The sequence below is a fragment of the Bombilactobacillus bombi genome (assembly GCF_003522965.1).
GTDB lineage: Bacteria > Bacillota > Bacilli > Lactobacillales > Lactobacillaceae > Bombilactobacillus > Bombilactobacillus bombi.
The window spans coordinates 1,618,541-1,628,600 of record NZ_CP031513.1; the positions used below are offsets into that span (position 1 = coordinate 1,618,541).

The window sequence follows — 10,060 nt, forward strand, 5'->3', positions numbered from 1 at the left end:
GCATCATAATGATTAAAAAAGAATGGAAATTCATTGGCCGCAATCGGTTAATCTTGATTTCCGTAATTGTCATGACCATAATTCCTTTTTTATATTCAATTTTCTTCTTAAAGTCAGTTTGGGATCCTTATGGCAGTACGCAAGATTTGCCAGTGGCTGTAGTTAATGAAGACCGTCCTGTACACTATAATGGTAAAAAAATGAATGTCGGGCAGCAAACAATTAAAAAGTTGAAAAAAAATAAGCAATTAGATTGGCATATTGTAAGTAAAAAGCAGGCTGCTCAAGGACTAAAAGACAGAAAATATTATACTGTGATTACAATCCCAAGTAATTTTTCTAAGAATGCCGCCACAGTCTTATCTGCAAAGCCGAAAAAAATGCAATTAAAGTATGAAACTAATGATTCATTGAATTATATTGGTGAAGTTATTAGTCAAGTGGGAGCTAGCAGCCTAGAAAAAGAAATTCGTACGGCAGTCACCAATGCCTATGCTAGTGCGATGTTTGAACAATTGCACGTCTTAGGCTCTGGTATGAAACAAGCTGCCAGTGGTGCATCGCAGTTGAATAATGGAACTGCTACTTTAAGTGACGGTTTAAATCAATATACTGCGGGTGTGTCTCAAGTTAGCAATGGTATTCAAACTTTAAATGTGAAGGTTTCGCCACTGGCTGGTGGAATCCAACAATTGCAGCAAGGGGTTCAACCACTAGCTTCAGGTGTAGGACAACTAGCTAATGGTTCTAATCAATTAAGTAGTGGTTTACAACAGTTGCAGTCTGCTTTAGCTTCGAGTACTTCAGGCGATCAACAAGCGCAATTGAACCAATTAACTTCAGCATTGCCACAAATTAATAGTGGTATTCAACAGTTAAATCAACAGTTACAAGCAAGCAGTGGTAGTTTAGGTGGTATTGATCAATTAACTGGTCAGATTTCTGGTATTGGTACTCAAGCTCAAACTATTGGAGCTAACTTAAAAGAAGCCGGAGCAACTTTGCAAAATATTAGCCAAAGTGCTGGTGGAACAACATCTGATCCTAATGCTTCTGCTAATGGGATTGCCCAAGCTGTGATTGATGCTTTGGGACCAGATACACTTACTGCCGATCAACAAGCTACAATTACTAGTGCGGTTACTCAAGCAGTTGCTCAATCAGCAAGCCAGGGTGGTCAAGCTGATATTGCGGGTGCATTACAAAGCGTAGCGGCTAATTTACAAAATGCTAGTGCAGCTGATCAACAAATTGCTGCACATTTACAAGCAATTCAACAAGCAGCGCCACAATTACAGCAGATTAATACCCAAATTAATCAGTTACAGGCAAGTGTTGCTCAATTGGCTCAAGCTTCTAATGTTGCTTTGCCAGGAGCAAATCAAGCTATTACGCAACTTAATTCAGGTTTGAGCAATATTCAAGGTGCGGTTAATGGAAATGGTTCACAACCTGGTTTGCTTGGTGGTGCTAATCAATTATCTTCCGGGTTAAACCAAATGAATCAAATGGTACCAACTCTAACTAACGGTGTAAACCAACTTGGTTCTGGCAGTGGTCAGTTAACTAGTGGCATTCAACAATTAGCTAATGGTGCTTCAGCTTTACAAGCTAATTCAGGTATGTTAACTGGTGGGGCTCAACAATTAGCTAATGGTAGTGATCAATTAGGTTTGGCTTTAACTGATGGTGCTCAACAAGTTAATAGTATTAAAGCAGGACCGAAGAATGCAGATATGTTTGCTGCACCAACTAAGTTGAAACATACTAATTATAGTTATGTACCAAATTATGGACATGCTTTAGCACCCTATGTCTTATCAGTTGCTTTATATGTTGGTGCTTTGGTCTTCAATTTTGCTTATCCAATTCGTAAAGTGTCAGAAACTGGTAAATCTGCTACACAATGGTTCTTAAGTAAAGTAAGTGTAGGAGCAGTAGTGGCAGTTGCAATGGGTGTGTTAGAAGCTGGCTTGATTATGGTTGGCGGTTTGCAAATTGATCATGTTGCCCAATTCTTTGCAACTGCGGTGGTTTTCTCCTTATGTGCGATGTTTGTCATTATGTTCTTATCGATGACTTTTGATAATCCAGGTCGGTTTGTTGCGATGGTCCTCTTAATGTTGCAATTAGGTGGATCTGGTGGTACTTTCCCAATGGAAATTACCAATCACTTCTTTAATGTGATTCATCCTTATTTACCAATGACATATTCTATTTTAAGTTTCCGTCAATCAATTACTTCTGGATTAGGCACAACAATCTTTACTAGTTCTGTTTTGATTTTAGTAGCAATTACGATTGTAGCTCTTATACTGTTATGGTTGGCTATGATTGGATTGCAAAAAATTCATCTGAATGGAGTTTCACAACTAGATGATAATCAAAAATTACAAGCAGTAGAAGAATATGACACACCGAAGCATCTAGCTATTGATGATAAAGAAGATCGAATTGAAACTGGTAATGAAGAATAATTATTGAATAAATCTAAAAAAATCGCTCGCAAATTTGCGGGCGATTTTTTTATATGAATAAGCTTTATCCTTTTTCAATATCTTTGGAAATTTGTTGCATTCCCACTTCAATGTTATAAAGTTTTTGGGAATATTCTTGTAATTTAGCTGTATGTTGATCGGCCTTTTCTTTGCTAATAAAATTTTTATAGTGTAGTTTATGCTCGAGGCTGGACCACATTTCCATACCCACTGTCCGAATTTGAATTTCGACAGGAACATCTTTATGAGTGCCATTTGATAAAAAGACAGGGACAGTAACAACTAAATGGGCACTGCGATAACCATTAGGTTTAGGATGGTTAATATAATCTTTTCTTTTAACTAATTTGACATCGTCTTGTTCAATTAAAGTTTGTTCAATACGAAAGATGTCATCTAAATAATTAGTAATCACACGAATACCAGCAATATCTAAAATGTTTTTATTAATGCTTTCAATGGTATAATCTAAGTGCTTTCGCTCTAATTTTTCCATCAGACTAGCAGGGCTTTTAATTCTTTCCTCAATGAGATTAATGGGATTGTGTTGATGAACTAATGAAAATTCATCGTCGAGATTTTCTAATTTTGTACCAATTTCTTTAATAGCTGCGCGTCTTAACATGTACACGTAAGTTAGTTGTTTAAAATCTTGTAAATGATCGCGTAAGGGTGACTGCTGTAATTGAATTTCTAACTGACTAATATTAAATAAATTATTTCGTTCTAATATCATAAGTTAACCTCCAAGTATAGTGACTATTATATAGTATTTATCTTTAAAATGGAGGTGAAGTTTTGCTTAATTTGCTTGCCAAGCGGCGGTTCGTAATTGTGATACAGTATTTTGATAGTCAGAACTTTGAGTTAATAAAGAAATTACGGCTGCTCCCGCAGCTTGGGTCTGAGCTAAGGCAGGTAGATCATCAGTTTTAATACCACCAATAGCTACTACAGGACGAGTTGCAGCTTTTACTAGGCGAGTTAAACCAGAAATACCAATAACAGGACTAGCATCTGCTTTAGAAGTTGTAGCAAAGATAGGTCCACACCCATAATAATCGATGCCATCAATTTGATTAGCAGCTTGAACTTCAGCTAAATTGGAACAAGAATAGCCAATTATCATCTTTTGACCCACACTTTGAATAACCTGAGTGATTTTTTGATCTGATTGACCAACATGGATACCATCTGCTTGTACTTTTAAAGCTAGTTGAACGTCATCATCAATCAAGAAAGGAACATGATAGTCGTTACATAATGCTTTGAATTGGCGTGCTGCTTGCAAACGCTGATCAGGAGTAAAGTGCGAGTTAGGTCCTTTATCGCGAAATTGAAATGCAGTAATTCCTGCAGCTAAAGCTTTGTGGACTACTGTTAAAAGATTATCCTGCTTTAAATCCTGGCTGCCACAAATGAAATAAGCATTTAATATTTGCGGATTAAATTTTTTCATAAGCTAAACCTTCTTTCTGGGCGGCCCAATGATTTAAAGGACCATGTCCGTGACCGACTTGAATGGGATGTTCAATGGTTGCTGTTACATAATTTTTACCGCATCTAATTGCAGTAGCTAAATCAGCTCCATGGGCCAATTCAGCAGTAATGCATGCAGAAATAGTATCACCAGTACCATGAGTGCGATTGGTATGAGTACGCGGTTTGGTAAGCCAAAAATGAGTCTGATTAGCCAATAAAACATAGTCACTAACAGTGTCTGAATTCTGATGGCCACCTTTAATGAGCACATTTTGCGCACCCAAATTTTGCAATATTCGGGCTGTCTTTTGAAAATCTACTTTATTTTCAATATGTTGTCCGGTAAGTTTTTCTGCTTCAGGAATATTAGGCGTGATAAGTGTTGCTAAAGGCAATAGTTCTCTTTTGACCGTCACAATAGCTTCCTCACTTAATAACGCAGTTCCACCTTTAGCAATCATTACCGGATCAACAATTATAGGACCAAAATTATATTTTTTGAGATTTTGAACGACAGCGCGGACACGATTACTATCACCCAACATACCAGTTTTACAAGCTCTAATTTGAAAATCTTCTGCGATTGCGGCAAATTGAGCATTAATTAAACTTTGTGGCATTAACTTGCTAGCCTGCACATCTAGAGTATTTTGGGCTGTTACAGCTACAACTACTGCCGTACCAAAAACATGGCGGGCTTGAAAAGTTTTTAAATCGGCCATGATTCCAGCTCCTCCACCTGAATCCGTGCCAGCAATAGTTAAAACTTCTGGGAAAGAATTAATTGTATTAGACATTTATACAGCCTCGATTTCAAATTTTGCAGATTGTGTTAAATCACTAACTTGAATTTGAGCTAGTTTATCTAATAAGCATGCTGTAAAAGTTCCAGGTCCGATATTTGGTTGTGCATTGGCTGCTAATTCACCACTTAACCCCATAACTAAAGTAGCCATTTGTGCTGCTTCATACAAATTTTGGGAAGAAATCGCAGCAAAGGCAGCACTAATACTAGATAACATATCGCCAGATCCTACATGAACTTGTAGTAAAGAATTTCCATTATGCACTTTCGTTACTGCTTTACCGTCAGTAATAATATCTATAGCACCACTCATAATTACGACACAGTGATATTTTTGTGCTGTTTTTTGAGCAATCTCCACACGATTGCCTTGACCTTCACCTGAGTCAATTCCTTTTGCTTGCCATTCAAAACCTCCTAAAGCAGCAATTTCCCCAGTATTACCTCGAATAATATCTGCATGAAATTCTTGTAATAATTGTGGAATAATGCGATGACGATAAGCTACGGAACTAACAGCCACAGGATCAATAACTACTGGTAAATGATATTGATTGGCTAATTGTCCCATTTTTTGAATATGAGCCACTTGCTCTTTAGTAAAAGCGCCAAAATTCAATTGCACCGCTTGACTAATTTGAATCATATCTTCAGTTTCTGCAATTTCTTCAGACATAATTGGTGAAGCGCCTAAAGCACTCAAGCCATTAGCCACGTCTTGAACAGTAACAAAATTAGAAATATTCAAGACAACCGGATTGGCTTGGCGTAAATTATCTAAAAGTTGAAAATCCATCAAAAATCCTCCTTATATTTAAAAAGCCACCATCTCCTAAGAAACGGCGGCTAAAATTTATTGATTAGCTTAGTGCACACGTCCCTTCGCAAGTCTTAACTCGAACAGGTTCAAAGGGTCTCAAGTTTTTAATTTGATCTCAGCCAATATGGCACCCCTCGTGTATTAAAAAGTATACGCTTTCAGTGTAACGTATTTTACTTAAAATAGAAATAACCAATGAGTATATTTTTAAAAATTATAGTAAAAATTTTAATCTTTATTGATTTCATTACTATCAAAATATTTTCAAAAAATTTATTTTTATCTTTTAATTTTGAAAAAAATTGTTACAATAGTAATACGAACATTTTGTTAGAATATAAAAATTATAGTTCGCGATTGGAGGGATAGAGATTAATTTTACAACAGTAATTCAAGGAGCCTATTTTTCGGCTGCTGATCCAGATACAGTGACTTATCAAACTGATAATTTGATTTGTATTGACAACAGCGGTTATATTGCGGCAATTATAACGCCTCAAGATTCTGATTATGCAGCAATTTTGGCTACTGCTCAAAAACGAGATTGCTTGATACAACTGAGCACACAACAAGTGGTTTTACCTGGTTTTATTGATTTACATATTCATGCTCCTCAATGGCCTAATGCCGGAGTAGCGTTAGATCGGCCTTTGGAAGAATGGTTGAATGTTTATACCTTTCCTTTAGAAGCTCAATATCAGGATGCGAACTTTGCTCAACAAGTATATGCCGACTTAGTTCAGGAATTGTTAGCTCAAGGAACAACTACTGCTTTATACTTTGGTTCAGTTCACAATCAAGGTAATTTGGCTTTGGCGCAGGCTTGTTTAAAATATCAGCAACGGGGATTTATCGGGAAAGTGGTAATGGATAATCCCGAACAAACTCCCGCCAATTATCGTGATGAATCGGCTGCACAAGCACTACAAGCAACGCAAAGCTTTATTGAACAACTGCAGCAATTAAATCAAACTACAAGAATATCATTGACGCCAGTAATTACACCGCGCTTTTTACCGAGTTGCAGTGATGAGGCTTTGGCTGGCTTAGGTCAATTAGCCCATCAGTATAATTTGCCCATTCAATCCCATTGTAGTGAAAGTGATTGGGAAAATGGCTATGCTTTGCAGCATTATCACCAACGAGATGCGCAAGTCTTAAATCGTTTTGGGTTATTGACTAATAAAGCAGTTATGGCACATGGGACATTACTAAATGAAGATGATTTGAACTTATTTCAACAACAAGGTGTTGCGATTGCTCATTGTCCAATTTCCAATGTATATTTTGGTAATGCAATTTTACCAACAAAAACAATTTTGCAAAAACAGATTAAAATGGGCTTAGGTACTGATATTTCAGGTGGTTATAGTGAGAGTCTATATCAAAATATTCGCCAAGCAGTGATTTCAGCTCATCAACGTCATGATGGAGTAGATGGCCAAATTAACGCCTTAAATCGAGGTACCCAAGATGAGTTTTTAACAATTAAAAATGCTTTTTACTTAGCTACTCTTGGTGGTGCGCGCAGTTTGCAGCTACCCACTGGTCAAATTAAAGTGGGATGTTATGCGGATTTACAAATTGTGCATAATAATTGGACAACTTGGCAATCAGAAACACCAGCTATGCGATTTGAAAAATTAATGTACCATACTGATAAAAACAATATTGACCAAGTATTAGTTCAAGGACAAATTATTCAAAAAAAGGAGTAGCTGCGTGAAAACTCAAGATAATGGATTACTATATGGACCAGAAGACAAAATTCCGGTTTGGGAGTCGGGTTTATTAGGGTTACAGCATGTTTTAGCAATGGATGTTTATGTACCGCCACTGATTATTGCCGGTTTGTTGTCAATGGATGCCGCGCAAAAAACCGGATTTTTGCAAGTTGCCTTTTTAGCTTGTGGACTTGGGACTTTAATACAGACTATCTGGTTATTAAAGATGCCAATGTCTCAAGGTCCTTCTTATGTTCCAGTAGGAGCAGTAGCTGGCGTTTATTTGGCTAATGGTGCTTCCCATGGTGGTATGGCAACAGTGATTGGGTCTTGTCTAGTAGGGGCAATTTTATTAATTATTTTAGGATTAACTGGGATTTATCAAAAAATCATTAATAAATTAGTACCTCCGGTTGTAGGTGGGACCATTATTGCTTGTGTGGGTTTATCCCTTTTACCTTCAGCCTTGAACGATAATATTTTTCAAGCTCCAGGTAATATTTATCAAAATATGGAATTAGCAGCAATTACGATGGGAGCTTTGCTAATCACCATTGCTTTGAGTAATTATTTTCGGCGGACACGTAAAATTCTCAAGGCTGGCTCCATCGTTATTGCCATGTTTGTAGGAACTTTGGCTGCTGCCCATATGAAATTATTCAATTGGTCTCTAATACAACAAGCACCCTGGTTTTCTTGGCCGCAGTTTACTGCAGCTTATTATGGGATTCATTTTTCAGGGATGGCAATTTTCACGTTTGTTATTATTTATATTGTGCTCACAACTGAAACGATGGGTACTTGGTTTGCCATGAGTTCAGTTACTAATGAACCAATTACTGCACGCCAATGGAATCGAGGTTTAATTGGTGAAGGCCTAAGTTGTTTGTTAGCGGCTTTATTGGGGAGTACACCAATGACTGGTTATTCGACAAATGCTGGTGTAGTATCTATTACAGGAGTTGCTAGTCGTCGCGTCTTTATTGCTGTGGGTGTGTGGTTTATTATTTTAGGTTTTGTGGGCAAGCTATCTGCCTTTTTATCAGCAATTCCAGATGCTATTATTGGTGGGGTTTTCTCCATTATCTGTATGATTATTATGCTCAATGGTTTGAAATTAATTAAGACAATGACCGGTAATGAAATTTATATTGTTGGTGTTCCAATGGTATTAACCTTAGCATTAATTTTAGTGCCGGCCAAAGTTATTAGTCAAACACCGCCAATGTTGCAATACTTTTTGAAATCACCGATTACGATTGCAGCCTTAACTGCGATTATTTTGAATTTAGTTTTAAATTGGCAACCGCATTGGACAAAGGAAAAAACAGCTAAAATACTGAATTAGAAAAAGAGTTAAAGAAGGTCAAGATAAATTTTTTCTTGACCTTCTTTAAGTTTATAAAAATTTCAAGTTCAACTAATCTAATTTTGTAAAAATTTCAGGGGGAATAGAAGTGTCTTAATTTTTATTAAAAAATCTCTTTCATAAAAATTTATAAGTTGGAGCATAGTTTATATTTTTGATATTCTGTTGACAGAAATTATCCCTATTATATAATCAGAATATAAATAGATGTTTTGGATTTTTATAACATATTACATATATTGAAGGTGTTAGTGAAATTGGAAGAAGGGATTTTCTTTCCCAATTTTTGGTCTGATGACCAAGTTGATAATTGGATTACTACTTTTATTACTAATAAAATGAATACTTCTATAGATTTGGATAATTTTGATTCTGATAAAGCACTTTCAGTCGATTTATTGCGTAAGTTATACGTAAAAAATCGTTTATTTTTTAATGAAATAATTCAGCTTTTTAAATTGTTTGGAATTAAAGTACAAGTTAATCACGGACAAGGAATTTTTGGAGTTTTTAAATGGCAACACGATACTATCATTGTTAATGATACTCGTTTTGTGGATGTAAAAGATTTTATTAGCCGACACCCATTATTGAATTCATTAAATCTATTTCCATCCATATTAGCTTATAACAGTTTATTTGGACTAGTTCTTAATCAATTGATTTTTGTTAATCCAACTATTGAGATAGATAATTTGGTTCAACTTTTTAATGTTGATAAAATTAAAATATCTACATATAGCAAATTAACTAACTTTGAAATCCAAGAAAGTGGTGAAATTAATAATTCTCGACTTAGACTTGATCAACTCTTTGACAAAAAACAACAATCTTTAATTGTTAATAAGTTCATACAGTTAGGTATAGAATACGTTGATGAATTGACCTTAAGCAAGATTAAGCGAGTTTTTGCAGATAGTGAAATTGAAATAAAACAACAACAAGAAATAGAAAGTAAACTAACTAAAGTAACAGAGATTGATTTTAAAAAATTACATCCGGAAAACTTTTTGGATGTAGAAGATTTTGAATCAATGCCAGTCAACTTTGTATTTAACAAGAAAACAGATAATGTTATTTTGCGTTCTTTTCAAGCACATGGAGTAACTAAAATTTCACAAATAACTGTAGAAAAGTTACGTGTAATCTGTTTAACACCAGGTATTGGTAATAAAAAACTACGTAAAATTATAGATAATATTAAAGATATTCAACAAAAATATATAAAAACTAAAAATTTATCTTCATATTCGGTTTTTTTGCCAATGATTCCGTTATCGGCAGATGTTTTTGATAACGTGAAACATTTAAAAGAACCTCTTATCTTATCTATATTTTCTTATTTTGGGAGATAAATTATTT

General features: G+C 35.5%; 8 protein-coding genes and 1 riboswitch. Of the genes, 4 read left to right on the forward strand and 4 right to left on the reverse strand.

The features are described 5' to 3' along the window. Positions 1-8 precede the first annotated feature (8 nt). Complete coding sequence (locus DS830_RS07790) at positions 9-2,477, forward strand: YhgE/Pip domain-containing protein (protein WP_118908904.1); 2,469 nt, start codon at positions 9-11, stop codon at positions 2,475-2,477. Between the two features lie 64 nt (positions 2,478-2,541). On the opposite strand, the gene DS830_RS07795 is transcribed toward DS830_RS07790, so the two are convergent. The 4 genes from DS830_RS07795 to thiM form a co-directional block, all read right to left on the reverse strand. Beyond that, positions 2,542-3,234 carry a GTP pyrophosphokinase gene (locus DS830_RS07795; protein ID WP_118908905.1) on the reverse strand — a complete coding sequence of 231 codons (693 nt, stop codon included), beginning with the start codon at positions 3,232-3,234 and terminating at the stop codon, positions 2,542-2,544. A 66-nt stretch (positions 3,235-3,300) separates the two neighbouring features. Next, on the reverse strand, positions 3,301-3,957 hold the full coding sequence (gene thiE, locus DS830_RS07800; protein WP_118908906.1) for a thiamine phosphate synthase: 657 nt from the start codon (positions 3,955-3,957) through the stop codon (positions 3,301-3,303). Next, positions 3,944-4,777 carry a bifunctional hydroxymethylpyrimidine kinase/phosphomethylpyrimidine kinase gene (thiD, locus tag DS830_RS07805; protein WP_118908907.1) on the reverse strand — a complete coding sequence of 278 codons (834 nt, stop codon included), beginning with the start codon at positions 4,775-4,777 and terminating at the stop codon, positions 3,944-3,946. The genes thiE and thiD overlap by 14 nt, the downstream gene beginning before the upstream one ends. Continuing rightward, positions 4,778-5,581, reverse strand: a complete 804-nt coding sequence (thiM, locus tag DS830_RS07810; RefSeq protein WP_118908908.1) for a hydroxyethylthiazole kinase — start codon at positions 5,579-5,581, stop codon at positions 4,778-4,780. Between the two features lie 64 nt (positions 5,582-5,645). Then, positions 5,646-5,750, reverse strand: a riboswitch (TPP riboswitch). A 283-nt stretch (positions 5,751-6,033) separates the two neighbouring features. Here thiM and guaD point away from each other — a divergent pair. The 3 genes from guaD (at position 6,034) to DS830_RS07825 (ending at position 10,053) form a co-directional block, all read left to right on the forward strand. After that, entirely contained in the window at positions 6,034-7,323 is a 1,290-nt protein-coding gene (guaD, locus tag DS830_RS07815) for a guanine deaminase (RefSeq protein WP_240366799.1), read from the forward strand. A gap of 4 nt (positions 7,324-7,327) precedes the next feature. After that, a complete protein-coding gene (locus DS830_RS07820; RefSeq protein ID WP_118908910.1) occupies positions 7,328-8,677 on the forward strand; it encodes a uracil-xanthine permease family protein in 1,350 nt (449 codons plus the stop codon). Positions 8,678-8,949: 272 nt separating this feature from the next. Further along, a complete protein-coding gene (locus DS830_RS07825; protein WP_162887556.1) occupies positions 8,950-10,053 on the forward strand; it encodes a hypothetical protein in 1,104 nt (367 codons plus the stop codon). Positions 10,054-10,060 lie beyond the last annotated feature (7 nt).

What these genes read in the sequence shown, in the direction of transcription:
- DS830_RS07790 (WP_118908904.1), top strand. Translation starts at nt 9, where the DNA reads ATGATTAAAAAAGAATGGAAATTCATTGGCCGCAATCGGTTAATCTTG.
- DS830_RS07795 (WP_118908905.1), bottom strand. Translation starts at nt 3,234, where the DNA reads ATGATATTAGAACGAAATAATTTATTTAATATTAGTCAGTTAGAAATT.
- thiE (WP_118908906.1), bottom strand. Translation starts at nt 3,957, where the DNA reads ATGAAAAAATTTAATCCGCAAATATTAAATGCTTATTTCATTTGTGGC.
- thiD (WP_118908907.1), bottom strand. Translation starts at nt 4,777, where the DNA reads ATGTCTAATACAATTAATTCTTTCCCAGAAGTTTTAACTATTGCTGGC.
- thiM (WP_118908908.1), bottom strand. Translation starts at nt 5,581, where the DNA reads ATGGATTTTCAACTTTTAGATAATTTACGCCAAGCCAATCCGGTTGTC.